The organism is Arachnia sp., assembly GCF_057238465.1.
Genome location: NZ_DBHHFZ010000007.1, coordinates 143,601 through 169,130, shown reverse-complemented (window position 1 = coordinate 169,130; position 25,530 = coordinate 143,601). Strand labels below are relative to the sequence as shown.

25 protein-coding genes are annotated in these 25,530 nt (G+C 67.1%); 8 read left to right on the top strand and 17 right to left on the bottom strand.

What is annotated here, in order from left to right:
* Positions 1 to 272: 272 nt before the first annotated feature.
* From yaaA to ACO6D6_RS09175, 3 genes are all read left to right on the top strand, one after another.
* A complete protein-coding gene (yaaA, locus tag ACO6D6_RS09185; protein ID WP_484784958.1) occupies positions 273 to 1,043 on the top strand; it encodes a peroxide stress protein YaaA in 771 nt (256 codons plus the stop codon).
* 462 nt (positions 1,044 to 1,505) lie between these two features.
* On the top strand, positions 1,506 to 2,849 hold the full coding sequence (locus ACO6D6_RS09180) for a hypothetical protein (RefSeq protein ID WP_484784957.1): 1,344 nt from the start codon (positions 1,506 to 1,508) through the stop codon (positions 2,847 to 2,849).
* On the top strand, positions 2,846 to 3,319 hold the full coding sequence (locus ACO6D6_RS09175; protein WP_484784956.1) for a hypothetical protein: 474 nt from the start codon (positions 2,846 to 2,848) through the stop codon (positions 3,317 to 3,319). The genes ACO6D6_RS09180 and ACO6D6_RS09175 overlap by 4 nt, the downstream gene beginning before the upstream one ends.
* 20 nt (positions 3,320 to 3,339) lie before the next feature.
* On the opposite strand, the gene ACO6D6_RS09170 is transcribed toward ACO6D6_RS09175, so the two are convergent.
* The 3 genes from ACO6D6_RS09170 to ACO6D6_RS09160 all read right to left on the bottom strand — a co-directional run bounded on the left by ACO6D6_RS09170 (position 3,340) and on the right by ACO6D6_RS09160 (position 4,021).
* A complete protein-coding gene (locus ACO6D6_RS09170; protein ID WP_484784955.1) occupies positions 3,340 to 3,522 on the bottom strand; it encodes a hypothetical protein in 183 nt (60 codons plus the stop codon).
* A complete protein-coding gene (locus tag ACO6D6_RS09165) occupies positions 3,519 to 3,728 on the bottom strand; it encodes a hypothetical protein (protein WP_484784954.1) in 210 nt (69 codons plus the stop codon). Before ACO6D6_RS09165 ends, ACO6D6_RS09170 begins: the two co-directional genes overlap by 4 nt.
* A 77-nt stretch (positions 3,729 to 3,805) precedes the next feature.
* Positions 3,806 to 4,021, bottom strand: coding sequence for a hypothetical protein (locus ACO6D6_RS09160; RefSeq protein WP_484784953.1), 216 nt, complete (start codon positions 4,019 to 4,021; stop codon positions 3,806 to 3,808).
* A gap of 344 nt (positions 4,022 to 4,365) precedes the next feature.
* Here ACO6D6_RS09160 and ACO6D6_RS09155 point away from each other — a divergent pair, with 344 nt between their 5' ends.
* Genes ACO6D6_RS09155 through ACO6D6_RS09140 form a run of 4 tightly spaced genes read left to right on the top strand, consistent with a single transcriptional unit; the run spans position 4,366 to position 8,562 of the window.
* Positions 4,366 to 5,265: a PIG-L deacetylase family protein gene (locus ACO6D6_RS09155; RefSeq protein WP_484784952.1), complete on the top strand. Its 900-nt coding sequence runs from the start codon at positions 4,366 to 4,368 to the stop codon at positions 5,263 to 5,265.
* On the top strand, positions 5,262 to 6,167 hold the full coding sequence (locus tag ACO6D6_RS09150; protein WP_484784951.1) for an ATP-grasp domain-containing protein: 906 nt from the start codon (positions 5,262 to 5,264) through the stop codon (positions 6,165 to 6,167). The genes ACO6D6_RS09155 and ACO6D6_RS09150 overlap by 4 nt, the downstream gene beginning before the upstream one ends.
* On the top strand, positions 6,164 to 7,447 hold the full coding sequence (locus ACO6D6_RS09145) for a glycosyltransferase family 2 protein (protein ID WP_484784950.1): 1,284 nt from the start codon (positions 6,164 to 6,166) through the stop codon (positions 7,445 to 7,447). Before ACO6D6_RS09150 ends, ACO6D6_RS09145 begins: the two co-directional genes overlap by 4 nt.
* The gene (locus ACO6D6_RS09140; RefSeq protein ID WP_484784949.1) at positions 7,444 to 8,562 is read left to right on the top strand and encodes a hypothetical protein; all 1,119 of its coding nucleotides are present in this window, start codon (positions 7,444 to 7,446) and stop codon (positions 8,560 to 8,562) included. The genes ACO6D6_RS09145 and ACO6D6_RS09140 overlap by 4 nt, the downstream gene beginning before the upstream one ends.
* Before the next feature lie 228 nt (positions 8,563 to 8,790).
* Here ACO6D6_RS09140 and ACO6D6_RS09135 read toward each other — a convergent pair whose 3' ends face one another.
* The 8 genes from ACO6D6_RS09135 to ACO6D6_RS09100 all read right to left on the bottom strand — a co-directional run bounded on the left by ACO6D6_RS09135 (position 8,791) and on the right by ACO6D6_RS09100 (position 17,233).
* A complete protein-coding gene (locus ACO6D6_RS09135; protein WP_484784948.1) occupies positions 8,791 to 9,864 on the bottom strand; it encodes an alkene reductase in 1,074 nt (357 codons plus the stop codon).
* Between the two features lie 120 nt (positions 9,865 to 9,984).
* Positions 9,985 to 10,473 carry a GNAT family N-acetyltransferase gene (locus ACO6D6_RS09130; protein WP_484784947.1) on the bottom strand — a complete coding sequence of 163 codons (489 nt, stop codon included), beginning with the start codon at positions 10,471 to 10,473 and terminating at the stop codon, positions 9,985 to 9,987.
* A gap of 189 nt (positions 10,474 to 10,662) precedes the next feature.
* Complete coding sequence (locus tag ACO6D6_RS09125) at positions 10,663 to 10,956, bottom strand: nucleotidyltransferase family protein (protein ID WP_041696049.1); 294 nt, start codon at positions 10,954 to 10,956, stop codon at positions 10,663 to 10,665.
* 264 nt (positions 10,957 to 11,220) lie between these two features.
* Entirely contained in the window at positions 11,221 to 12,558 is a 1,338-nt protein-coding gene (locus ACO6D6_RS09120) for a CotH kinase family protein (protein WP_484784946.1), read from the bottom strand.
* Between the two features lie 391 nt (positions 12,559 to 12,949).
* Complete coding sequence (locus ACO6D6_RS09115) at positions 12,950 to 14,251, bottom strand: alpha-L-fucosidase (protein ID WP_484784945.1); 1,302 nt, start codon at positions 14,249 to 14,251, stop codon at positions 12,950 to 12,952.
* Positions 14,241 to 15,083, bottom strand: coding sequence for a carbohydrate ABC transporter permease (locus ACO6D6_RS09110; protein ID WP_314290913.1), 843 nt, complete (start codon positions 15,081 to 15,083; stop codon positions 14,241 to 14,243). The genes ACO6D6_RS09115 and ACO6D6_RS09110 overlap by 11 nt, the downstream gene beginning before the upstream one ends.
* Positions 15,073 to 16,002 (bottom strand): carbohydrate ABC transporter permease, encoded by a 930-nt coding sequence (locus ACO6D6_RS09105; protein WP_484784944.1) that lies wholly within the window; start codon positions 16,000 to 16,002, stop codon positions 15,073 to 15,075. Before ACO6D6_RS09105 ends, ACO6D6_RS09110 begins: the two co-directional genes overlap by 11 nt.
* Positions 16,003 to 16,006: 4 nt before the next feature.
* Positions 16,007 to 17,233 (bottom strand): ABC transporter substrate-binding protein, encoded by a 1,227-nt coding sequence (locus ACO6D6_RS09100; protein WP_484784943.1) that lies wholly within the window; start codon positions 17,231 to 17,233, stop codon positions 16,007 to 16,009.
* Positions 17,234 to 17,537: 304 nt separating this feature from the next.
* Here ACO6D6_RS09100 and ACO6D6_RS09095 point away from each other — a divergent pair, with 304 nt between their 5' ends.
* Positions 17,538 to 20,141, top strand: a complete 2,604-nt coding sequence (locus ACO6D6_RS09095) for a DUF2339 domain-containing protein (RefSeq protein WP_484784942.1) — start codon at positions 17,538 to 17,540, stop codon at positions 20,139 to 20,141.
* A 106-nt stretch (positions 20,142 to 20,247) separates the two neighbouring features.
* Here ACO6D6_RS09095 and ACO6D6_RS09090 read toward each other — a convergent pair whose 3' ends face one another.
* The 6 genes from ACO6D6_RS09090 to ACO6D6_RS09065 all read right to left on the bottom strand — a co-directional run bounded on the left by ACO6D6_RS09090 (position 20,248) and on the right by ACO6D6_RS09065 (position 25,384).
* Positions 20,248 to 20,607 (bottom strand): hypothetical protein, encoded by a 360-nt coding sequence (locus tag ACO6D6_RS09090; protein WP_484784941.1) that lies wholly within the window; start codon positions 20,605 to 20,607, stop codon positions 20,248 to 20,250.
* 150 nt (positions 20,608 to 20,757) lie between these two features.
* On the bottom strand, positions 20,758 to 22,143 hold the full coding sequence (locus ACO6D6_RS09085; RefSeq protein ID WP_484784940.1) for an MFS transporter: 1,386 nt from the start codon (positions 22,141 to 22,143) through the stop codon (positions 20,758 to 20,760).
* 210 nt (positions 22,144 to 22,353) lie between these two features.
* Positions 22,354 to 23,514, bottom strand: coding sequence for a DUF6620 family protein (locus ACO6D6_RS09080; protein ID WP_484784939.1), 1,161 nt, complete (start codon positions 23,512 to 23,514; stop codon positions 22,354 to 22,356).
* A 30-nt stretch (positions 23,515 to 23,544) separates the two neighbouring features.
* A complete protein-coding gene (locus ACO6D6_RS09075; protein ID WP_484784938.1) occupies positions 23,545 to 24,153 on the bottom strand; it encodes a hypothetical protein in 609 nt (202 codons plus the stop codon).
* Complete coding sequence (locus ACO6D6_RS09070; protein ID WP_484784937.1) at positions 24,150 to 24,374, bottom strand: hypothetical protein; 225 nt, start codon at positions 24,372 to 24,374, stop codon at positions 24,150 to 24,152. Before ACO6D6_RS09070 ends, ACO6D6_RS09075 begins: the two co-directional genes overlap by 4 nt.
* Entirely contained in the window at positions 24,374 to 25,384 is a 1,011-nt protein-coding gene (locus ACO6D6_RS09065) for an SPFH domain-containing protein (protein WP_484784936.1), read from the bottom strand. Before ACO6D6_RS09065 ends, ACO6D6_RS09070 begins: the two co-directional genes overlap by 1 nt.
* Positions 25,385 to 25,530 lie beyond the last annotated feature (146 nt).

Here is a 25,530-nt window from a genome sequence, read left to right as displayed (position 1 = left end):
AGCCCCTCCCCACACCTCACCCCAGTCCTCCCCACGCCTCACCCCAGTCCTCCCCACGCCTCACCCCAGTCCTCCCCACACCTCACCCCAGTCCTCCCCACGCCTCGCCCCATTCTCCAGCCCCTCCCCGGTTCGCTGGCCTTAACACCGGTTTGCTGGGCTTGTTCGTGTTCGCTGGCCTCACAGCGCAGGCAAACGTGAACAAGCCCAGCAAAACAGGAACAAGGCCAGCGAACCGGGGGAGAGGGAGGGGGATGGGCGACAATGAGGACATGCTGAGCATCCTCTCCCCCGCCAAGTCACTCGACTTCGACTCGCCGGTCACCGCCACCGGGCACACCGAACCGCGGTTGATCGACGAGACCGAGGGGCTGATCGAGATCATGCGCACCAAATCGCCCGGCGACATCGCGAAACTGATGCGCATCTCCGAGGACCTGGCCCATCTCAACGCGACGCGCTACCGCGAGTTCACCACCCCGCACACCCCCGACGACTCGCGCCCGGCGGTACTGGCCTTCAACGGCGACGTCTACCAGGGGCTGCGCGCCCGCGACTTCGAGGCCCGCGACTTCACCGAGGCGCAGAAGAGCCTGCGGATCCTGTCCGGGCTCTACGGGCTGCTGCGTCCCCTCGACCTGATCCAGCCGCACCGCCTGGAGATGGGCACCCGCCTGGCCACCGACCGCGGCCGCAACCTCCGCGACTGGTGGGGCGGGCGCATCACCGACCTGCTGCGCGAGGACCTGGCCGCTTCCCCGGGTGCGAAGGTGCTGGTCAACCTGGCGTCGCAGGAGTACTTCGCCGCCGTCGACGCCGACCGCCTCGAAGCGCGGATCATCACCCCGCGTTTCGAGGACCGCGACCGGAACGGCACCGCCCGCGTGGTCAGTTTCCACGCCAAACGCGCCCGCGGCGCCATGGCCGGCTGGCTGGTCCGCAACCGGGTCCGCTCCGCGGCGAGACTCCCTGACTTCGCCGAGAACGGCTACGCCTACGACGAACAGCGCTCGACACCCGACGCCCCCGTCTTCGTCCGCTGACCGGATCACTGAGCCCCGGCCCCGGCGTCACGGCCCCAGCAGCGCCAGGGGCACCACCGCCACCCCGTCCCCTCGACGGTAGGCCGTCGCGCAGCTCAGGCAGCAGCTCATCCCGCACACGAATCACGGAGGTTCGACGGTTCAACGCCGCCACACGACGTTGAACCGTTCTTCTTCCGCTTTTCGTGCGCAGGAGGCGGTCGGCCTTTGAAGCCGGTTGAGCCGGGCCGCGAACACCCCTCCCCGAAGTTGGTTGAGCCGGGCTGCGACGAAGGAGTGGCCCGAGTCGAAACCAACCCGCACCCGGTAGCCAGAGCTCCACCACGGCCACCCTGGTCTCAACACGCCCGGCCTCGGGAAGGAGATCCGTCCCCGGGATCCCCAGTTTCTCTGGTTTTTTCACGCCACCCGGGAAACTGGCCTAGCGTGTACGAGCAACGGCAAAACGTTGAGGAGTCCCCGATGGAGTTGGCCGGTTGCTGCTTCGCCTTCGACGTACCCGCCACCTGGACGGCGGAGACGAAAGAAGGGCTGGTCACCGCCACCTCGGACGAGTCGGTCGCGGGTTTCAGCCCGGATGTCGTGCTGCGGGAGTGGCAGGTGAAACGTCCCACCCGGTCCTCCCTGGCGCGGGCATCGTGGGCGAACCTCCGGGAGGTCTCCCGGGAGAGAACCGTCCTCCACGTGGAAGCGATTCCCGACAGGAAAGCCAATTCGGACATCAGGGAGCGCCGCCGGTTGTGGGCGTTCTCCGCGCCGGATGTTGCCGGGGGTGGTGCCGAATCGCTTGGCCTGTTGACGATCCGCGACCTGCTGGTGGCCGGGAATGCGCTGGCGGAGCTGACCGTGACCGTGCCTTGGCGCGTTTGGCGTCGCGGCGGTGTTCACGAGACGATCCTGGACAGCCTGCGGCCCCTGCCACGCAAGGAGCGCGGGATTCCCCGCGAGATGTTGACCGCTGACACGCTCCTCTGCGACGAGTGGGCGGAGCGGCGCGACGACGCACCCCGGGAGAACCTGGAGATCCTCGAACCACCCGCACTCCGGCCGGTCACACCCCATTCCCCGTGGCGGACCGAACCCGTCGACACCGCACCGGCCATCCCCTGCCTCTCCACTGAGGTCGTCGAACTCCCGGAGAAAACCTTCAGGTCCTTCGGCGCCCTGGCGTTGCTCGGCCGCTCCATGAAGAACGCAATGCCGACCTACGGCGACCGGAAGCTGGTGCGGGCGGGATTGGCGGAATGGAACGGCGTGGCCACGGAGCTGGGGACGCGGGTGGCCCGGCACCTGCTGAACGGGCGGCAGGTGGCTTTGCAGGTGAAGGGCTCTCCACCGAGGATGCTGACCTTCTGGATCGACGGCCCGAGAGCCCTGGCCGTCCTGTCCTTCATCTCCCCGGACACCAATTCCGACAGGAGCGCCCTCGGTTTCTGCCCCACCGAGAGGATTCCCCGGGTCCTGCTGGAGTTGATCGGTTTCCATCCCGCCTGGGAGATGCGTTTCCACTACACCGTGACGCGACACGAACTGCTGGCCAAGCTGCTCGCCAACATCCCACCCGGTGCCGCAACCCAGAGGGACGCCGTCGCGTTCTCCGCGCAGCAGTGGGTTCCCATGTCCCTGCTCGGCCCTGATGGGGAGCCTGCACTCACCTGGGTGATGACCCCGCACCGTGGGGCCGCGGTCCTGAGGAACCGGGCGGATGCGAACGAGATCACCGTGACCAGCAACCCACGACGCCCCTTCTGGGAACTTCTCCTGGAGGCCTCGAAACGACTCATCCAGGAGGGTTCCGGCTCATGATCCTGCTCGATTCCGCAAGTCAAGGCGCCGTTTCCCCCGTGGTCATGGGGCCAATCCTGAGCTTCCTCGGTTTCCTGGCGATCTGGGGAGGGATGCGCATCCGGAATGCGAGGATCCCGAATTTCGTCACGACCTACACCGGCCGGGCCTCAGGTTCCCTGACCCTGCCGTTCACGGGGATCTGTCTGCTCTGCGCGGGCGTCGCCGGTGTCGGGTACTCGTTTCCCTCGTGGGTCAAGGGGCTGATCGGCCTGGTTTTCTTCCCCACCGGGGCCATCGCGCTGCTGGGCACGTTCATCTGGTTCCCGCGTTTCCTGCTGCCCGCCTGGTACCGGAGAGCAACCAAGGCGGGGGTTCCCCGCAACGACCGCCATCTCATGGGCTGTTTCAAGGAGCTCTCCGAGGATGACCAGGAGGAGCTGGTCCGGTTGCGCGCGAAGCACGACGCCAAGGACTCCCCCGCTGATTGACCCCGCGACGCACGGTGGGGTCAGCTACCCCCGGGGGAATCCGGCTCCCGGCCACCGACGCTGGCGCTGGAGGCCCCGCGGGACCTCTCACCGAGTTGCCAGTTCAGAGTATCCACGTTTCCAGCGGTGATCAGTTCCGCTTTGGTCACGGTGTGCGCCGGAAGGTTCTTGAACCCGTCGAGCCGTTGCTGTAAGGCGCTCATACCCGCGATTCCCTCCAGCCGCCCAACGTGACCGGCGTAGGTTTCCAGGGCCTCCGGCTCGATGGGTCGTTGACGAGGTTCACGGGAACCCCCGCCTCGTTGGCCCTGACGATGGCCGGCATGAGGGCCTGCGAGTCGGCGGCGGACAGGATGATGAAACCGATGATGAGCTTCTGCTGATAGGACGAGACGTTCAGCAGATTCAAACCGACGCGATAGCGTCGAGTTCGTGGTCCTGCCCGGCGATGGACCGCGCCGAGTTCAGCTTCGCCGCCAGCACCACCTAGGCGATGCCCGCGAAGGCGCCGGAGACGGTGCAGGTCGGGGTCTTGCACTGGAACACGCCGATGTCGGAGAGCCAAGTGACCTCCTCGCCCGTCGTCTTTCCGGTACGCGCCTCGGCGCGCGCAGCAAAGGAGACGCCCTTGGGCGCGTCCCCCCGCCTGCCCGGAAGCCGGGCGTCCCCCGGAGGAAAAGCCTCCCCGGAGTCGCTGGCCATCCGGACGACAGGATTTATCACCCTTCTGGAACTAACCAGTGTTAACATCATGCGAAAAGGGCGTGGCTTCCACCGCGTCGACTGACCTTGAAATGCCACGGGCGGGCAGGTTGCACGGGGGATTCAGCCAGTCACGCTGGAACCAGGCACCTCACAGTGCACACCCGAAGCGTTTCACGTTCATTTGAGTCTGCGCTTCACCCGGATCTGCGCGGTCGTGGTGGCGCTCCTGTGACGGCAGCGTGCTCCGGCACCGCCTGGGATTCACCTCGCATCGAGGGTTGGCCGCGACATCGAGAAACGGCTGAGAAATCTCGGCTGCGAGGTAGAGGAGAAAACCAAAAATGCACTGGCTGAGCCTGTTTCTCGCAGGCATCTACGTCGTCGGGGCCGTGTGCGCTGCGGCCAAGACACGGTATGCACGCCGCCGGCTGCGCAACGCAATGCTGATAGTGACCGGCGTGTTGGCCGCTGCCTGCTTACTGGCGCCCACCTTGCTTATGGCCGGTTTGACGGACGCCACCTGGGCCCCCTACGCCGAGGGGCTCGCGGTGCTCGTGCTGCTCGCCCTGGCGGCCGCGGTCTTCCTGAACATCAAACCGATCAGCCGCGTCGAACGCCCCCGCCGGATCTTGGTGATCGGCGCCCATCCCGACGACCTGGAACTCGCCTGCGGCGGCAGCCTCGCGCGTTTCGTCGACAACGGCCACGAGGTCAACGCCCTGGTCATGAGCCACGGCGCCCGGGGCGGCCACGAGGGAGTCCGCGCAGGGGAGGCGGTCTCCGCCGCGCAGTTGCTCGATCTGACCGACATAACGGTGCACGATTTCACCGATACCCGCATGTCCACCGAAATCAATGAAATGATACGAGCAATAGAAGCGATGATTGATTTCGCCAAACCGGATATAATCCTTACCCATTCCCGCAACGATCAGCACCAGGATCATCATGCGGTGCATTTGGCGACGCTCCGCGCGGCCCGCCGCTGCTCCACGATTTTGTGTTTCGAGAGCCCGTCGGTGACGAATGATTTCTCAGCCCGTTTCTTCGTGGACATCGAGGATTACATGGACACCAAGATAGCGGCCGTCAGGGAACACGCCAACCAGTCCGGGAAACCCTACATCGACGAACAAAAGCTGTCCGGCAAGGCGCTTCACCGCGGGGAGCAGGCAAAAGTCGGCTACGCCGAGGGCTACGAGGTGGTCCGCGCCCTCTCCAGCCAGCTGGGGTCGTTGTGACGACAGGGCCGGTGCTGGTCACCGGCGCCCACGGACCGGCCGGGCGCGCCCTGATGGCCCAGTTCGACGAACGCGGCCTGCCGGTGCTCGGCGTGGACATGGCGGTGGACGACTCGTCGCCACGGGTGCTGCGCGTCCCTCCCGCCAAGGACCCCACCTACCCGGATGCGCTGCGGAGCGTCATCGAGGCGAACGGCGTGGATGTGCTGATACCGACCGTGAGCGAGGAGCTCCGGCTGGTGGCGGGTCTTCGCGGCGGTTTCTGGGACGGAATCCGCGTGGTGATCTCCCCCGGGGATGCGGTGCGGGTCGCGGACGACAAGCTGCTCACCGCCCGGTGCCTCGCCGCGGCGGGCGTCGCCACTCCGCCGTTCGCAGGCGGTGAGGAGTTCACCTCCGACCCGGGCGTCGCCGAACGGATCGGTTTCCCGCTCGTGATCAAACCCCGCGTCTCCCGGGGAGCGCGGGGGGTGCGGGTGGCGCGTTCCCCCGGCGAGGTGGGTGAGGTCGCCGGATCATGCATCGTCCAAGGATTCGCCCCGGGCACCGAGTACGCGCCCGTGGTCTACGCCGCTCTGCCCGGCGGTTCATTCTCCCGCTCCGGGAAGCCCCTCGGTCCGTTCGTCGCAGTGCTGGAGAAGACCGGGTTGACGGCCGGGGAGGTTGGCAACGCCACCAGGGTGAAACGCGTCGACGGACCCGGGGTGGCCGATGTCGCCCGGCTGGCGGTACGGACCGTGCAGGAAATCGGCCTGGTGGGGCCGGTGGACATCGACATCCGGCGCGACGCCACCGGGACACCCCGCGTGCTCGAGGTGAACGCCCGGTTCGGGGCCAATTCGCGGGCCGTTCCCGAGCTGCTGGGGTTGCTCCTGCGCGACCTCGACCCGGGAGATCCGTGATCACCTTCCACGACGTCGCATCCGTAATTGCGTGGGTGGGTTTCGTGCTGGGCCTGATCGCCTTCGTCTTCGGGTTGATCAAGCTCAGCTACCTCCCCCTGGCCGTCGTCTACGAGGTCGTGGAACGGCGAAACCGGCGCAGGAGATTCCTGACGAAGTTCCACGAGAACCCCCTCGTATCGGTCATCGTCCCGGCCTACAACGAGGGCGTCGTGCTGAGGAACTCCGTCACCTCGGTGCTGTCCTCCAGCCACCGCCGGCTGGAGGTGGTGATCGTCGACGACGGCTCCACCGACGACACCTGGGAGGTGATGACCGAACTCGCCGGCCGAGATTCCCGCGTCCGGATCCTGCGGCAGGCCAACGCGGGCAAGGGGGCCGCCCTCAACAACGGCATCCGGGTCTCCCGCGGTGAGGTCCTGATGTTCGTCGACGCCGACGGGGTGTTCCTGGCCGACACGATCAAGGAGATGCTGCTGGCGATGGACCACGAGCAGGTCGGCGCGGTCTGCGGCGACGACCGTCCCGTGAACCTGGACCGTCCCCTAACCCAGATGCTCGCCCTGTTCAGCCACGCCGGGTGCAGCGTCGTGCGCCGCGCGCTCAGTTTCCTGCGGGTGCTGCCCATCGTCTCCGGGAACATCGGGGCCTTCCCCCGGCACGTGATCGAGGAGGTCGGGGGATTCAACGAACACACCTTGGGCGAGGACCTGGAACTGACCTGGCGGATCCACAGGGCCGGCTACGACGTGCGGTTCCAGCCGCTGGCGGTGGTGCACGCCGAATCGCCGTCCACCATGCGGGCGCTGTGGCGGCAGCGGGTGCGGTGGGCGCGCGGCCTGCTCCAGACGATGCGGCTCCAGAAGGACATGATCGGCAACCCCCGTTACGGGGCGTTCGGCTGGTTCCTCGTCTTCAACGCCATAAACATGGTGGCCATGCCGGTCATACTGGTCGTCACGCTCCTGTGCATCCCGTTCGGGATCGCCGTCGGGGACATGCCCTTCTCCCTGGATGTGCTGTCGGTCATCGCATGGCTGGGGTTGGGGCTCTCCGTGGCGACGATGGTCTTCGCGGTGGCGATCAACCACGCATGGGCGGATCTGCGTTTCCTGTGGACGATCCCGCTGTGGCCGGTCTTCACCACCCTGATCGCCGGGGTGATGTTCGAGGCGCTCTGGAAGGAGGCCACCGGCAGCGCGTCGAAGTGGAACAAGCTCGCCCGCACCGGGGTCGTGAGCGACCGGTCCCTGCAAGAGGCGGCAGGATTGAGGACATGACCGGAAACGGACACGAACACCCGGCCCGGATCAGTCGTCGCGCCCTGCTCGCCGCCGCGCCGCTGGGGGCGGTGGCCGCGTGCAGCGGTCCCGTCCCCGTCCCGGACCGCCGGATGGTCGGGGTGGGTTTCGAGGATGTCGCGGCGGGCGCCACCCGGCTGCGTGAACTCGCCACCCGGCTGGACGGGGCGGGGATCAACGAGGTCGGGCTCGCCGCCGGCCGGGTGGACTGGACCCTGTTTCCCGCATCCGAGAATGCCAGCTGGTCCTCGAACCTCCGCGAGGCCGGCGGCAGGGACCTGCTGGCCGAGGCCATCGCCACACTGACCGCGTCGGACGATTCCGGTCGGCGGGTCGTGCTGGTGGTGGACGGTCTGGCGCCGCGCATCATCGCGGAGCAGCCGGACCTGGCCGGGGTGGGTGCCGGCGGGGAGCCGTCGAAGGAGTTCCCGGGACTCGTGGCCCTGGCCCGCGGCGAGGTCGGGGAGAAGCTCATCTCGCTCGTCGGGGAGGTCGCGAGGCGTTACCACCCAGCCGCGATCAGCCTCACCGAGCTGTTCTTCGACGACACCACCTACGGCGAGGACGACCTGGAGGACTTCCGCCGGAAAACCGGCGAGAACGACTGGCCCCGCACCCCCGGAGGCGGCATCGATACCGGGAACGCGCTGCTGCAACGGTGGCGCTGCGAGGCGATGGCGTCGCTCGTCTCCCGGTGTCGCGGGGCCGCCGCACCCCACGGAGCCGAGCTCTGGATGGAGGTGCGGGCCCCCAGGAACGACCCGGGCGGGGACCGCCGGGACAGCGGCCACGACTACACACTGCTGGAGGGGGCCTCGGATCGCCTGGTCGTGTGGGACTACTTCGGGATCGCCCCCGAGGGCTCCCCCTCGACCCGCGACCTGGCGAAGGCCCTGGCCGGCCGCAAAGAAGGCTCCGGGGTGTTGTCGGTGGGCGTGTGGGGTTCCGGGGACGACGCAATCACCCCGGAAGCGCTGAAAACCGCCGTCAAGGACGCCGCGACGGGAGGAATCGGATCGGTGTGGGTCACCCCCGCCTCCCTGATGACCGACGCCCACTGGAAGTCGCTGTCCGAGGTCTGGGGTCCCCGGTGAACCGGGACGCGAGCCTCCCTCCCCGAAGCCTGTTGGGCTGGGACGCGAGGAACGAGCGCCCCAAGTCGAAACCACCCCGCAACCGGTGGCCAGAGCTCAACCCCAGACCCCGGACACCCTCACCATGGTTTCGACACGACCCACTCGCTGACGCTCGTGAGGGCCAGCTCAACCAGCTTCAGGAAGAAGAATCGCAGGTCGACTCAGGGGACTTCAGCGCGGAGTTTCTCAGCCCTGGAGGGCTGGATAGTCGGTGTATCCCTTGGCCCCGCCGCCGTAGATGGTCTCCTGGATCGGGGTGTTCTCCGGGGCGCCGGTGCGCCAGCGTTCCACCAGGTCCGGGTTGGCCAGCGCGGGCCTGCCCACCCCCACCGCCTCGGCCACGCCGTCGGCGACGAGTGCGGCCGCATCCTTCCGGTCCGTCACGGTCCCGAAACCCCGGTTCACCACCAGCGGGGCGCCGATGATGCGGCGGATCCCCTGCACCAGTTCGCTGGCGGGGTCGCTGTGGAGGATGTCGACGAAACCCAACCCCAGCGGGGCGATTTCCCGGGCGAGGTGCTGATAGGTGGCCTCGACATCGGCAGGGTCGGTTTCCTCGATGCCCTGGATGTTGTGCTCCGGGGACAACCGGATCGAGGTGCGCTGCCCGCCGATCTCGGCAGCGACGGCCCGCGTCACCTCGACGGCCAGGCGCGCCCTCCGATGCGGGTCGCCGCCCCATTCGTCGTCGCGCATGTTGGTGTTGAAGGCGAGGAACTGGTGGATCAGGTAGCCGTTGGCGCCGTGGATCTGGACACCGTCCATTCCGGCGTCAATGGCGTTGCGCGCCGCCCGCGCCCAGGACTCGATGATCCGTTCGATCTCGGGTCCGGTGAGGGGTTCGGCCTGTATGTAGTCGACGCGACCCGAGGAGTTGTGCGTGTATCCGGGGGCCGTCGTGTCGCTGGCCGAGACCACCCGGCCGGTTCCGTTGATCGTCGGGTGGCTGAGCCGTCCGGCGTGCATGATCTGCATGACGATGATGCCGCCGTGCGCGTGCACCGCGTCGGCCACCTTCCGCCACCCCGCCGCCTGCCCGGCTGTCTCGATGCCGGGCTGCCCTGGCCAGGTGCGCGCCGCCAGGTCGGGGAACGCGCCCTCCGTCACGATCAGCCCCATCGATGCGCGCTGCGCGTAGTATTCGGCGACCATGTCGCCGGGGACGCCGTCCCGGCCGCAGCGGAGCCGGGTCATCGGCGCCATGACGAGCCGGTTGCGCAACCGGTGCGGGCCGAGGTCACAGGGTGAGAAGAGATCCATGCGACCATCCTCACCCCATTGCGCGGCCCGGGCAACAGCCCAAGTCCGCGCGGTTTCCTGCAACCAGTTCTCAGGTTTCGATGGTCCGGATGACCTTCGCGGGGACGACGGCACGTCTCCTCAGCCGGCCAGCTCCTTGATCATGATTAGCTCGTCTCCCTCCTCGCGGTGATCGACGAAGCCGGCGCGCCGGTACAGGCGCAGGGCGGGGTTCGCCTTCTGCACGGACAGGGACACCCGCCGGTGACCAAGGGTTCGCAGGTGGTCGAGCAGCCGGTCCATCAGGGCCGTGCCGATGCCCCGTCCCCGGTGTTCGGGCAGCAGCGAGATCGACAGCAGCGGGGTGGTGTCGTCGACGTGGCCGTACGTCCTGGCGATGCGAGCCCACGCCGCCCCGACCACCGTCCCCTCAACCTCCGCCACCAGGCAGTGATCGTCGGGGAGGGTGCCGAAACCCTCGATGAACGCAGCGAGCTCGGGTTCACGGATGATCGAACGCGGGATCTCACCGTCGAAGTCCTCGGGGATGAAGATCGCCTCGTACAGGAAGTCCTCGAGCAACGGGTACTCCGCCTCCCGCATCTCCCGGATCACGGTTCCCGTGGTCACGGTTGTCTCCTTTCACGTCGGATGGCCTCACCCCAGTAGGGCACGGATGAGGGTCCAGCTGTTGAGCGCCCGGATCATCATCTCCAACCAGGACACGCCAAGAAGTTTTGATGGCAGCCCCTCGCGTGTTCCGTTCGTGAAACGTCTAGGGCGTGCCCGTTATCGATCATCTCGTCAAGAATGGCAAGATCACGCCGCATAGAAAGGCTCCGCTTCGGCCAGCACATGGTCACGCATCCGACGATGAATGGCTCGACGGGAGACGAGGTCTACTCTCCGCCCAAGAATTTCGGACAGCCCCTCCGTAAGATCCTCGATCTCCCACCCCAAACGCACACCAGGTTTCAGAGAAAACAGGAGATCAATGTCGCTATCAGGGCCAGCATCCCCACGCGCCACGGAGCCGAAAACTTCAAGGCTCGCGATCCCGTAGCGTTCACACAATTCGCGCAAACGTTCTTGGTCCACGACTTGGATCGTCATGCTCAAAGTCTAGATGCCACCCAGCCCATCCCCCGCCAGCGGTTCACCGAGCCACACCCTGAGTTGCGGCGCAGACATCCCACCGCCCCGCGGTTCGCTGGCCCTACCGTCGAACGCCAGCCCTCCCGTCGAACGCCAGCCCTCCCGTCGAACGCCAGCCCTATCGACGGAAACGCCAGCCTTCCTGTCGAACGCCAGCGCTACAGCGCAAGCACACGACCACAAGACAAGCGAACCCCGGGCGACGGCGACGGACGGCGGCTTCTACTTGGTGAAATAGGCCGCGATCGTTTGTTTGTCGGCCTCCACCGCGGACTGCTCGATCAGGGAACCGGCCTGGTCGGTGAGGACCTTGGCGCGGGCGTCGAGGATGGTCTGGGCCACACCGGAGGTGTAGAGCTCCTGCTTGAGGCGGTCGCGTTCCGCCGACACCTTGGTCTCGCCTTCCATGAGCGAGTTGAACCGGTCCACCAGGGCGTTCGCCTTCGTCTGACTCCCGCCACCACCGGGTTGCTGGCCGGTTGGCGCCTGACCATTCGACGGCGCACCCCCGTCACCCGGTGGTTGGCCACCCCCAGGCTGCTGACCGCCGCTCGGAGGCTGTCCCTGGCCGCCTCCGCCGGGGGGTTGCCCGCCGCCCTGCCCCTGCTGCCCGGCCCCGGGTTTGAGGCCGAAGGCGCAGTTGTGGTCCCAGGCGACCACGGTCATCTGGTTGGCCTGCTCCGCCCACCACAGGAAGGAGTTGTTTCCGGGCCCGGTGATGTCGTCGAAGTTGTCGATTACGTCCTCGAAGGCCAAATAGGTGACCATCTTGTCGACGTCGACCCGCTGCGCCAGCCCCGACTGGAAATCGGCGTCGCTGGATTCGTTGATGAACTGCAGGAACTCGATCAGCGGGGTGAGGTTCGCCTTCCCGGTTTCCTGGTCGAAGACGTCCTTGTATGCCGACTCGTCGGTGCCGCGGTAGGTGTAGTCGCCGGTGGATTCCGCCTTGTACAGCAGCCCCGCGACGTCGAAGTTCTGCTCCACCCAGGATTCGTCGAGGTCCTGGCAGGTCAGCCGCAGCACCGGGTCGGAGCCGTTGACGCTGAGGCTGATGTGGGCGGTCTTCTCGCTGGCCAGCCCGGTTTTGGCGAGCAGGTCGAGGGCCACCGCCTCGTTCAGGGCGGAGGTCGACGAGCTGGCGCGGATCACCATGCGGGTCATGCCGTCGTGGTTCGCGCCGTCGACGAACTTGTCGAATCGCACCAGCCACGGGAGTTTCTGCGGTTCGCTGTCGGCGGATATCCCCTGCAGGGAAGAGTTTCCCTTCAGCTTCAGGCCGGCCTTCTCGTGCGCGACCCCGTCGACGGTGACCGTCGCCTCGATCCAGTTCTTGGTCTGGTTCGAGGTGTAGGCGGTGATCATTTCCTGATAGGCGTTCTGGTCGACGGTGATCTCCACGGAATGGAGCGAGTCCGGGTCGAGGTAACCGTCGGTCACCTTCCCCGTGGACGCGGCCAACGATGTTCCCCCTGACGAGCCGCATCCGCTCAGGATCACCGCCCCGACCGCACCCAGTCCCACCGCCGCGAACACACCGCGACGAGAAATCCGTTTCATGAATCCTCCTGCTCCTGTCTGGGGATTCCATGAAGCCAGCCGGCCCTGAGCTGCGACCCAGCCGACGCTGTGCCCCGGCTGTCAATCCGAACGGAACTCGTCTTCCTCAGGAGGTCGGGTGCCCAAAGTGGACTGAACCCAGATCTCGCGGCTGCTGGAACCACATCCCCAGTTCGCTTGTCTTCCGGTCGTCTGCTTGCGCTGTAGCGCAGGCGTACGACCGGAAGGCAAGCGTTTCCGTCGGGAAGGCAGGCGTACGACTGGAAGGCAGGCGTACGACCGGAAGGCAAGCGTTTCCGTCGGGAAGGCAGGCGTACGACCGGAAGGCAAGCGCACGACCGGAGGGCAGGCGTTTCCGACGGGGCGGGGCCGGGTGTGCCCCGGCCCCGGTTCAGGTCAGTTCCACGACCGCCGGGCCTGGGCGGTCCTCGGCACAGGTCAGGGTCCCGTCCTCGAGGGATGCCCACTCCGGGGTCAGCAGCCTCCCTGCCGGGATGGTGACGGGGACATCGGCGTCGATGAACAGCAGGCGGGAGTCCCCGACGCGACCCAGCCGCGTCCAGGCGCCCTCTATCTCCAGTTCGCCGTCGGCGACGAAGTCGGGCAGCCACTTGCCCGCGACCTGCATCCAGCGCCCGATGCCGCGGAGGATCTCCGACTGCCATCCGGGTAGCGTCCCGTCGGCCTTCGGACCCACGCCCAGCAGCATCCGACCGCCCCGCCACACGATGTCGACGAGGTGTTTCATCAACTCCAGCGGGGTCATGGCGTGTTCGGGACCCTCGACGGAGTTGTACCCGAAGGACAGCCCCACCCCTCGGCAGTGCTCCCACACCGCGGCGTTCTCGCACTGCTGGAGGTGTTTGTACTCGCTGGTGGCATAGTCCTGGTGGGGCACCTGCCAGCGGTCGTTGACCAGGCCCTCCGGATTGGCGGCGTAGTACTCCTCGAACACGGTGCCGATGCCGTCGGGTCCGAAGTCCTTGCCGGCGTCCGGCCAGTTGATGTCGTTCCACAGCACGTCGGGGTTGTAGCGGGCGATGAGGTCCCGCAGGTGCCCGGCGGCATAAGACGCGTAGCCCTGGTCGAGGGGACGTTCGGTCAGGTCCCAGTCGTCGCGCAGCCCGATCGGTTCCGTCGGTGCGGCGTGCCAGTCCAGGCCACCCGAGTAGTAGGCACCGAAACGCATCCCGGCGCGCCGCGCGGCGTCGGCCCACTCCCCCACCAGGTCACGCCCGGGTCCGCGGCGCACGGTGTTGCGGTCCCCGGTGCCGGGCGCGTCCCACAGGCACACGCCGTCGTGGTGTTTCGTGGTGACCATCACGTAGGATCCCCCGGCCGCCACCAGTTCGGCGACGGCCGCGTCGGCGTCGAACCTCTCGGCCCGCCAGGCGTCGAGGAAGTCGTCGTAGTCGCAGCCGCCGTGCACCTCGGCGTGGTGCCGCTGCGCGGGGCTGCCCTCCAACCGGATGGTGTTGTGATACCACTCGGCGTAGGGGTTGTGCCGGAACCACTCGGTCGGCGGGATCTCGCCGAGTTCCGCGACGGGCTCCCCCCACGCGGGCACCGAGTACGGCCCCCAGTGGATGAAGAATCCGAGCTTGGCGCGCCGGAACCACTCCGGGGTGGGGCGCGCGAGCGCCTTCCAGCGTTCGGCGTCGCGTTCGAATCGTGCCTCCAGGTCAGCGGCCACCGAATCCTCCTATGTTGAGGCCCTTCGCCAGTTGTTTCTGCATCGCCACCACGATCACGAGGCTGGCGAGCACCGCTATCGTGGACGCCGCCATCAGCGGCCCCCAGTCCGTGCCGCGTTCACCGGTGAACATGGACAGGCCGAGCTGCAGCGGGGCCTTGTCCGTGCTGTTGATGATGATCAGCGGCCACAGGAAGGCGTTCCAGTAGTCGATGAAGGCGAACGCCGCCACCACCGCGATGGGGCCGCGCAGCAGCGGGATGATCACGTGGAACAGGATCTTCACCTGGCCCGCGCCGTCGATCCGGGCGGCCTCCTCGTAGTCGCCGGGAAGCGACAGCAGGAACTGCCGCAGCATGAAGGTGCCGAAGGCCCCGAAGGCGAAGGGCAGGACGATCGCCGGGTAGGAGTCGACGAGCCCGAAGGCGTCGGCCCCCAGGAACAGGGGAATGACGAGCACCTCGATGGGCAGCACCAGGGTGGCGATGAACACCGAGAACAGGGCGGAGCGCCCGGGGAACTCCAGGCGCGCGAAGGCGTAGGCGTTCAGCACGGAGACCACCACGGTGATGAGGGTCCCGACGAGCGCGTAGGCGAAGGTGTTGACCAGGATCTGCCCGAACGGGATGGAGCTGAAGGCCTCCGCGAAGTTGTCCCAGCGCACCGCGTCGCCGAGCAGGGCGGCCCCGGTGGACAGCACCTGGTTGCTCGGTTTCAGCGCGGAGAAGAGCATCCACACGAAGGGCGAGACGAACCCAACGGCCACGACCACCAGCAGCGTCTTCGAGACGATCTTCCCCCAGCGGCGGGGGCGGTTCTTCTCAGGAGTCATAGTTCACCCACCTCTTCTGGCCGACGAACTGCAGCGCCGTGACCAGCATCACCAGCACGAACAGCACCCACGCCAGCGAGGACGCCAGGCCGAGCTTGTCGTAGGAGAAGGCGCTGCGGTACAGGTACAGCACCAGGGTGTTGGTGGATTCACCCGGCCCGCCCTTGGTCAGCATGAACGGCTGGGTGAACACCTTGAAGGCCCCGATCACCGTCATCACGGAGGCGAAGAACAGCGACGGCGAGAGCATCGGGAAGGTGACCCGCCAGAACCGGCTCCACGCTGTGGTGCCGTCGATCTTGGAAGCCTCCATGATCGCGGGGTTGATGTTGTTCAGACCCGCGGCCAGCACGACGATGTTGTAGCCGACCGCCTGCCACAGCGACATCATGATCAGCGAGACCATCGCCCAGGTCGGGTGCCCCAGCCAGGAGGGTCCCGTGATGCCGATGGCCGCCAGCATCCCGTTGATCACGCCCTGGTCGTCGAGCATGACCCGCCAGATGAGGGCGTTGGCCACCATGGGGGTGACGACGGGGATGAAGAACAGCACCCGGAAGAACGGGGCCCAGTCGGGCAGCGAGTGAAGCCAGACCGCGATGCCCGTAGAGACCACGAGGTTCACGGCGGTGTAGCCGATCGCGAACACCAGGGTGTTGCCCAGCACCGTGTAGAACGCCGGGTCCTGGCCGGAGAGCAGTCGCACGTAGTTCTCCGCACCGACGAACTCGGGGTCCCCGTAGAGGGGCCAGTTGTGGAGGCTGATCGCGATGGAGGCGATCAGCGGAACCACGATGAAGATCAGGAAGCCGCTCATGCCCGGAGCGAGGTGGAAGAAGGCCAGCAACCGCTGGTTGACGCCGGGTTTGCGGGCCTTCTTCACCTTGCTTCGAGGCGACGGCTTGGCCGTCGTCGTCATTGGATCAGTTCACCGACTTCTCAATGGTTCCCAGGATGTCCTCGGCGGTGCGGGTGCCGCGGGCACCCTCCGGGGAGTACTGGGTGAACTGGGTCACCACCTGGTTCCAGGTGGAGGTGGTCACCAGCGGCTGCCCATCCGCGAGGAGAGCCTTCATGACCTCGGCGTCCTGGGCGGGTTTGCCCTCGGCCCAACCCGACAGCGCGGAGTCGATGGAGGGGACGGTGCCACGGTTCTTGCCGACGTAGGCCACGACCTCGGGGGTGGTCATCTTCATGATGTTCTGGAAGGCGGCCTTCTTGTCAGGACATTTCGCGGAGATGCCGAAACCGGAGCCCTGGATCATGCCGACGGGTTTGCCGCTCTTCGACGGGATGACGGCCACCCCGACCTCGTTCTCCATTCCCTCGCGGATCGTCGAGTAGAACCACGGACCCTCGATCACCATGGCCACCTTCTTGCCCTGGAAGCCCTGCATGGGCACGTCGGTGGTGTCGGCGGGGTTGGGGGCGGCGGCGACGTTCTCCTTGCCGACCAGGTCGAAGGTCTGCTGGATGTCGGCGACGAAGCCCGGGTCGGTGATGTTCAGCTTGCCGTCCTTGACGGGCACGTTGCCGTTGGCGAAGGCGAACGGCAGGTAGGGGTAGCTGATGTCGGGGGCGACGGCGAAGCCCTGCACGCCGTCCTTGGTCAGCGCCTTGGCGTCGGAGAGGAACTGCTCGTAGGTGTAGTCGACGCCCGGTTCCTTCAGCCCGGCCTGGGCAAACATGGTCTTGTTGTAGAACAGCACCATCGGTTCGGCGTCGTAGGGGATGGCGCGGACCTTCCCGTCGACCGTCATGCCCTGCATCATGGCCTGGTTGTACTTGGTCAGGTCGAGGCCGGCCTCCTTGGCGAGGTCGTCGAGCGGGGTGAGGAGCTCACCGAGTTCTTGGGCGCGGGCGGCCTGCGTGGTGACGATGCAGGGCGCGTCGGCCGACGACATGCGGGTCTTGATCTTGGTCCAGTAGTCCTGGAAGCTGGGTCCCTCGATGTCGAGCTTGAAGTTGGGATCGGTTTCCTGGACGCCCTTTACGAAGGTGTCCCACTGGGCGCGGTCGGATTCGTTGGACACCCAGGTGTACATCTTGCCGGCCTGCGCGCTCTTGTCCTTGGACCCTCCTGAACAGGCCCCGAGCCCGAGGGCCAGGGTGGCACACAGCAGCGCGGCTGCTGCACGGCGGTACTTCATACGAACTCCCTTGTCGTAATCGGTCGGTCTCCGGAACGGCAGGGCTGCTGCTTCTCGTCCGAGTGCCCGAAGTTAGCGTTAACAGCGGAGATTGTAGGCGAGGATCGAGAGTTTGTCACGACTTTTCCAGAAAGAAATGTCAACGCTGCCACGTCGGGGTGGAGATGCACCGGAGAGCCACGGGAACCACCGCACCCCAGGAGCCCACCGCAGGTCGCCCGGGAATTTTCCCGATCCCTCCCCCAGCGCACCTGGTTCCCTCTAATCTGGAACCTCCGCGAAGAACGCCCGGAAAGGCTCCACGATGGAGATGAGCGAAAAACCGGAGGGCACCGGCCCGAAACCCGAGGAACCGAGCCTGCGCGAGGTGGTCAGGGCCATCGACGGCCTGACCCTCAGGATGGACGTGATCATTTCCTACCTGGACAAGCTGGACACCCTCCCCGAGGCCTCGCGACAACGGAGCAGCACCTCCCGGGAGCAGCAGAAACCGGCCGCCCCGCCCCCACCGGCACCGGCGCCGCCCCACCGCCCCACCGCGACCGGCCCGACCCCGCTACAGATATCGATCCCCTCCTTGAAGCAGCCCGCACCCCCACCGCCGGCACCGCCGCCGGCCCCTTGGCCCGCTCCCCCACCGCCGGCTTCCCCGCCTCCCCGGCTGCCCGAGACGATTCCGGTTCCCATCCCCCCTCAACCGGTGGCGCAGAACGCGCCCGCCGGGGCATCGTCGTCCGGGCGCCCGGACGAGATACCCCTCGGCATCCCGTCCCACTCCCAGAAACCCAAACCCTCGCCCCTGACCTCGATCAGGAACCGTGCGGGCGAGGCCGCCCTGGGCAAGTACCTGCTGTCGGCCGCGGCGGCCGTGCTGGTCTTCCTGGCCGCGGCCAGTCTCATCGCGCTGCTGTGGAACTCGATACCTGACATCGTCAAGGTCGGGGCCGTCGGCGTGACGGGCGTCACGCTGACCGTCGTCGGGATGGGCATGATCTCCAGGGCCACGACGAACCGGCTGCCGGCCGCCACACTCACCGGAATCGGCGGCGGGCTGGGATTCGTCTGTCTGGTGGGCGCGGTCCTGCTGGGTTTGTTGCCCCCGCTGCCCGCCTTCCTCGCGCTCACCGGCTGGACGATCATCCTGATCCTGGTCGCCGCGCGCACCCGCCTGCCCTACATCACGATCATCACCGCGCTGGGCGGGTTGTCGACCATCGGGCTGGCCGCGGCGCAGTCCCACGTCCATCCCGAGCAGTCCTTCCTGGGCCTGACGATGGTGGTGGGTTATGTCGCGGCCATCACCCTGACCACCGCCATGACCGCACGAAAAGCGGTCGCACGGTCCCGCTTCAGGCCCCTTTATCTGCTGTCGGCCAGCGCGATCGGACTTCCCGCGCTGTTCCTGGCACCCGTCGAGAAGGCACGGGAGATCACCGAGACCGGCACCCTCGTGGTCATGCTGGCCCTCGTGGCGCTCCTGTTCGCCCAGCTCATCCTGGTCGTGAAGGCGGGCGAGGTGCCGGAGGGCGAGATCCCGGCGACCGCACCGGAGCCGTCCCCCGGGACCCCGGCGAACCCATGGGCGCTGGCCTGGCTGGCCGCTCCGCTGCTGGTGGCCATCTCGACGCTGCGTCTCACGCCGGCACCGCCTCCGCGGGCCACACCTGACTGGTTCCAGCAGCAGGACTTCACCCTGCTGGCCGTGACGCACCTGATCGTCCTTGCCTTGACGGTGGTGCCGCTGACCTTCAAGAAGGTCGCCGCGAAGGCCGGGCAGTGGGCGGGCCACTGCCTGTTCGTCAGCGCCTTCGTGACGGTGGGCGTTCTGCTGCCCCAGCTGAGGAACGAATCCCTGGTCCTGGGAGCGCTCGTCGCCGTCCTGGCCCTGACGGCACTCCCCGCGGTGCTCGCCGGCAATGCGATCCACGCGGTCACCGTACCGGCCGCGGTCGTGCTCCTGACTTGGTTCGGGTACGACCCGGGCATCGCCCTGGCCCTGGTGCGGCTGGGCATCCTGGCGGTGGCCGTGGCGGTCGCGCTGGCCGTCGAGAAACGCCTCCCGGACAGGCCGGAACACCTCGTGGCCGTCTGGCTGGTGGTGTTCCTGCTGGTCCTCCGGCTGCCCGCGGTCGTCGAGGAGCTGCTGCGGAGGCTGGGCGTCGGCCCGGCCTGGGGAGTCACGGTCTGGGGAATCCTCGTGCTGAGCGTGATCGTGGCGCTGATCGCGCTGGGGCTAAGCAGCGGGCACGCGACGACCCTGCCCCTGCTGTCCGGCAGGCTGTTCAGGCAGCGGGCATGCCTGGTCGACGAACCCACAATCGGCACGACGTCCTTGGCCCCGTCGTCGCAGGTGCCGATGATCCTGACCCTCGTCGCGGCCGGTCTGATGCAGTACGTGGTCCACGCCGCCACCGGGTGGTCGCTGGTGCCGTGGCTGCCCGTGACCCACCGGGCGTGGGCCTTCCTGGCCCACGAGCTGGCGCTGATCCCCTTCGTGCTCGCGGTGGGCTGCGCGGTGGTGTGGATGATGTGGCCGCTGGTGCGGCACCCATGGCACGGCGTGACCACCGGGGTCACCTTCACCCTCTCCCTGCTCGGGGTGAACACCCTCCTGACCACGACGAACGTGGACTCCGCGACGAGCAGCGCCACCCTCATCATCGCCGGCGCCCTCAGTATCGTCGCGGGTTTCCGCGCCCACGCCACGGCCATGCGCCTGTACGGGCTGGTGCTGGTGATGCTGATGGTGCTCAAGCTCGCGGTGATCGACATGTCCGGGCAGAACTCCATCACCCGCATCCTGTCGCTGCTGGTGGCGGGCGTGATCTGCTTCGCCCTGTCCGTGGCCTACAGCCGGCTGAGCGCCCACCTGAGCGGCACCTCGGAGGAAACGGAGGATTTCGACTAGCCGTACCCGGGATTTGCACGGTTGTGCAGCACTCAACCCCGATTTCCCGCCGAAAACAGGGTTCTCGCCGGTTGAGTGCTGCGCAACCGGGATTGTCGTGGTGTGATCACCACACGTCGATGGACCACGAGTAGACCGGGATTCCCTCCTCGGTCGCCATGCCCTCCAGCCGGAATGGTATGACGCTCTCGTCGCGGTATTCGGGGGTGCAGGAGTAGCCGTCCGCCTTGCGGTCCTTGACGAGACCCTTGATCATCTCGTCGTGATGTTCCTTGGCTTCAACGACGGATGCCGGGACGAAGACCCGGTTCATGGGCATGTCCTGCCCGCCGAAACGCAGCGGAACGAGGTACAGCGGCGCCAATTTCCCCTCGGCGGCCAGGGCTTCGGCCTTCAGAACAGAGTCGACCTTCGTGAAGTCAAGCTCCTTGGCCCACTTCCTGCCCAGCCAGTCGAGAATTCCCATCGTAACCTCCGTCTGCACGCGCGCCCCGTGTTCCCCGTCCGCGCGTCATGGCACAGTTCCCCTGTACCCACAGTAGACAGCCAATGGGTGCGGAACCCCGGGACGTGCCCCGGATAGTCCGAAAAACCGACAGAAAAAGGGTCGCGGGGTTCACCCCTCCACGCGACGGATCCCGACGGCCTCGTCCTCGGGAGCCCCGCTCCTCGGCGAGGTGGCCAGCTGTTCCTTGAGATTGTCCTCAAGGACCCGGATGGCCCTGACCCGGGGTGTGACCACCGCGATGAGGATCAGCAGGATCCCGACGAGCCCGAACATCAGCCCGATGCCCCGGGACTGTCCGACGCCGATGACGCCACCCAGGCCATCGACCAGCGCCCCTCCGGGGCGCAGCAGCGGGTTGAACACGTTGTCGGCGAGCGGCCCTGCGATGCAGTACGCGGCCAGGAAACCGAGCTGGGAGACCAGACCCATCAGTCCCCAGATCTTGCCCTGGGTCTCGTTGGGAATCCACGACCGGGTGAGCACCTCGACGCTCGTGTTCAACGGCGGCAGGACCATGAAGAACAGGAACGTGGCGACCCCGATCAGCACCACGTTGGTGGTCATTCCCAGACCGATCACGACGACCCCACCGAACACCAGCGCGATCGCCAGGTAGCGGATGTGGTTGTTGCCCATGTTGAACACCCCGATGGCCAGGCTGGCCACGACCATGCCGATGGCGGCCACCGAACGCACCAGACCGAGGGTCTGTTCGTCGGCGAGGTCGAGCATCATCGGCGTCAGGAGGGTCTGCAGGAATCCCATGCAGAAGGTCATCAGGGTCACCAGCAGCATCAACACCACGATCCCGCGGTTACGGGCGAAGTAGGCCAGCCCGTTGCGGAAGTCCTCCCAGAAACCCTGCTCGACCGGTTTCGGTTCCGCCTTGATCGTGCGCCACACGATCACCGTGAACGACACGGTCGTCGCCATCGTCGCGACGTCGATCATCAGGACCGCGTTGATGCCGAACTGCACCATCACCAGACCCGCGACCGCCGGGGATATGAGGTACTGCGCAGCGGCTGCCAGCTGGGTCATGCCAGAGGCCCGGGCGTATTGTTCGGGCGTCAGCAGGTCGGTGACGGTGGCGCGGTAGGCCGGGTCCAGCAGCGCCTCGAAGACCGAGCTGAACGCCACACAGACGCAGATCACCCAGACCTCCCGGAATCCGAGATAAAAGGCCCCCAACAGGGCGGCCAGCCCGATCGCCGACAACGTGTCGCTGAGGATCATCAGCAGGCGTCGATCGAACCGGTCCACCAGGACCCCGGCGAGCGGTGCCAGCAGCAGACCCGGGAGGAATGCGGCGAGCATGATGAGCGCGCCGGGGGTCGTCTGCCCCGTCTCCTGGTACACGAAAACCCCGAGCCCGAAAGCGGTCATGCCGTTGCCGACCCGGGCGATGAGCTGCGTGAGCCATATCAGTTGAAAGGCACGAAGGTTCCGGGCAGCCTGTGGGTTCTCGGTAACCTTCGTGACGTTCTTGTCCATAATCATCGTCTCCACATGTCCCCGGGGCCGCGTCACCACACCGCCCTGAAACGTCGTTGCGCAGCCGTCGCGAACGTTTCGCTCTCGCACCAGAAGGTGTGTTGTGGTTCATCGTAGGCCGACGGAGACGGGAGAGCTGCGGAAATAAACCAAAAGTTGATTCGGGCCGCGGGCGTGACGCCCGCGGCCCGAATCGGTCGGTTGGTGTTTTCAGAACTGGATGTCGTCGGCGATCCCGGGACCGGTCTGGGACGCGATCCGGGCGGCGATCTCCCGCTGCTTGGCCTGCTGCAAGGTGATGAGGGAATCGGCGTTGCGCAGGTCCATCATCCAGTTCACCCCGGCGCTGCCGACCTGGGCGACGGTGACCCCGTAGTTGGACTCGAGGTAGCCGCCCGCGTCGAGGCCCGCCTCGGTGGCGGCGGCCGCGGCGGCCGCGCACTCGATGTAGAAGTCACGGTCGGTGGACAGCCGGGCCGCGTTCGACGGCGCCCCACCTGCGGAACCCGCCGCGTCGAACTTCGGGTGGGGACGGGACATGAGGTTCGCGTACTCCATCCCAACCGTCATCGGGAACATCTGGACGCGCTGGGTCCATTCCGCCGACGCCTGATCCCACTGGGGACGTTCGACACCGAGGATGCGCGCGATCTCGTCGCCCGGGACCCCGGCGTGCATCTTCGCCGACGCCGCGACCCAGTCGTGCAGGGAGACCCCGAGCACCGGCTGGAGTTCAGGGGCGGCCGGGTTGACCTGTCGCATCGCCTCGATGGGCGCGAAGGCGGCGTTCTCGGCGGCGCGGGCGGCGGCACCGGAGGGGTCGTGGTAGAACCCGAGCAGCGCATTGTTCATCGAGGTGTGGATCGACACCACCCGGGTGATCGCCCCGGTGGCGTGCTCCATGGCGTCCTGACCGGAGATGCGCAGCCCGATGTACTCTCGCACCTCCTCGACCATGGCCCCCAGCGTGGTGTGGATGTCCGAGTTGGCCAGCAGCAGATGACGGTTGCCCCGGAACTCACCGAGCCGGGCCTGTTCCACGTCGGCCTGCGCCAGCTGAGCCTCCCACTGGGCCAGCGCCTGCTGCGCCCCCGCGACGTCACCGGCCTCGACGGCCTGCACCGGCACGACGTGCCCGTCACGCACCCGCGCCCAGATCCCGTACCAGGCATCGGCGTACTGGACGGCGGCCGGGTCGAGACCGGCCGGGGGAAGGGGACGCGAGAGGTCACGGGCCTCGTCGGGGCCCATCATCATCTCAAGGCTGTACGGGAAGGCGTGGGTGATCCAGTCGACGTGCTCCACACCGCGCACGGCGTCGCTGATCCCGGAGACGGTCTCCTTGGCCTTCTTGAAGAATTTTCCCAGCATGTTTCCTGCTTTCTTGGGTTCGTGAACCGATCAGTTTCCGATATGGGCGGGACCAGCCACCCACGGATCGTCGGGGCGTCTCCTGGCGGTGACGCGTGTCGCCGCGACCATGGTCGAGGACGGCGTGAAGGTGGTGCGGGAACCGCATCCCCGGCACCCCAGGTAGACCGCGACGGGGTACAGGTAAGGAACCGGCACGGGGGCCCCGCACTGGGAGCATGTGAGCCGGATCGCACGCCACTCGGCGACGGCCTGCTCCCAGACGGCCTGGTCGTGGTTGGCCTCGGGGGCGGCGAAGGCCTCCTCGGCGATGGTCTCAAGGCTGTCCTCCCACGCCTCGAACCACTCCTCGAGGCGTTCGTAGGCGGCCTCGGTCGCGGGGTCGTCGATCGTCTCGAACACCTTGAACTGTTGTTCGAAGACCTCGCGGCCCTTGTTCGCCAGTCCTGTGATCTGGGAGGTCACCCCGGCCTGGAGGGTGTGGGCCGCGACGCTGGTGTTCTCGTCACCGGAGGCTTTCATCTCCGCGAAGGCGGCAGCCGCCTCGGCGGCCACCTCGCGGGCGCGGGCCGTCAGTTTGCCCAGGAACGTCTCGAGGCGCGGGATGAGGGCGTTGAGCTGGTTGCTGGAGTGGCTCACGGGCACTCCTGCGGGTTTCGGGCGTATTCGGTGGCGAGGGCGGCCACGAAGACGTGCCCGCAGTAGCTGCACTCCCCGATCCCGTCGGCCTCGGACCGCGGCGCACCGCAGTCGGGGCAGGTGCGGGTCTCGGCGCGCGTCCTCTCCTCCTCGAATTGGATCGATGACCTGGGCGCGGAGACGGCCTGGCGGCGCATCCTCTCGACGAACGACTCGGCCATCACAGGGCCTCGATGATCTGCGACTTCTTGGCGTTGAACTCGTCCGCGGTGATGAGCCCGGCCTCGAACATCCTCTTCAGCTTCGCGAGTCGCTCGACGGGATCGTCCGTCCCCGTGGACGGCGTGGGCGCAGCCGGTTGCGTCGGCTGCATCGGCTGGGCGGGGAAACCCTGCTGGGCCGGGGCGCCGAGCTGTTGCTGCACCTGCCCCATCGCGATGCCCATGGCCATTCCCCCTTGGACGCCCTGCCCGACCGCGGTGTTGGGGTTGGCGGTCGCGATGGCGGTGTTGAAGGCCTGGAACCGCGACATGTCACCGATCATGTTCATGCTGGTGACCTTGTCGTAGTACTCGTTGACCTCGTCGGGCAGCGTCACCGAGGTCACGGTGAACTGGGTGAGCGTCACCCCCAGGTCCAGGAAGTAGGGGGCGATGGCGGGTTGCAGGCGCGCGTTGACCGCCGACAGGTTCGCGGCGACGTCAAGGACGGAGATCCGCTGGGTGGCCAGCACCTCACCGAACTTCGCGGCGATGTAGTCGCGGAGCTGGACCTCGAGGTCGCGGATCGTCAGCACCGGATAGGCGCCGGCGTACTCCCGGAAGAACCGGGGAATGTCGGTGATGCGCGCGGAGTAGGACCCGAACGCGCGCGCCCGGACCTGCCCGAACTTCTCGTCGGCCATCATCACCGGCGCCGGGGTTCCCCATTTGAGGTCGACGAACTGGCGGGTCGCGATGTAGAAGATGTCGTAGATGTGCGGCGACGCGAACCCGTACTTCCATCCCGCGAGGTTGGACAGGACCGGGATGTTGCCGGTCGGGAGGGTGTGGGTGCCGGGCAGGTAGACACCGGCGGCCTGACCCTTCGCCAGGAGCAGGACGTTCTGGTTCTCCCGGACGATCAGTTTCGCCCCGGACTTGATCCGCCCGTCGGGATCCGGGTAGCGCCACAGCACGAGCTGAGGGTCCGGGTCGAGACATTCAACAATTTCGATCCAGGGCAGTGCCACGTTCAAACTCCTTGTGACCAAGCTGATCGTCAACGGTGATCAGCGGGAGGAGTCTAGCAAGACACGAGCGGCACGATTCACACCCCCGGAAACCACTCATCACGTCTCTGGCAAGGGGTGACGCGGCTCCCTGCGATCCCGCGGGA